The organism is Trebonia kvetii (assembly GCF_007827045.1).
Lineage (GTDB): Bacteria > Actinomycetota > Actinomycetes > Streptosporangiales > Streptosporangiaceae > Trebonia > Trebonia kvetii.
In genome coordinates, this window is the sequence record NZ_RPFW01000065.1 from 1 (window position 1) to 379 (window position 379).

Genomic DNA, 379 nt, shown 5'->3' on the forward strand with positions numbered 1-379 from the left:
CCGCTGCCCCGCTGAGCAGCCTCAGATGCCGGCACCCCTGGCATCATCTAGCCAGCAACGAGCACCACGGAAAGAGCATGATCCCAACACTCCACGGCAAGGATGGGCAGTATGAAGCCACCGTCCCCGCAGTCCGCGACCGGATCGTGCAGGCCGCTGCCAAGATCGTGCTCGAGCCGGTCTTCGAGGCGGACTTCCTGCCGTGCAGCTTCGGGTTCCGTCCCAGGCTGTCGGCGCACGACGCCCTGCAGGTGCTCATCGACGAGTGCTGGCGGGGCCGCCGGTGGGTGGTCGAGACGGACATCGCTTCCTGCTTCTCGGCAATCCCGCACGAGGGGCTCATGGAGGCGGTGGAGGAACGGATCTGCGACCAGCCGGT

The 379-nt window shown here is 67.0% G+C and carries 1 protein-coding gene; it reads left to right on the forward strand.

The features are described from left to right. Positions 1–77: 77 nt before the first annotated feature. Positions 78–379: reverse transcriptase domain-containing protein (locus EAS64_RS42985; protein ID WP_246116166.1), on the forward strand; the 302-nt coding region annotated here is incomplete at its 3' end.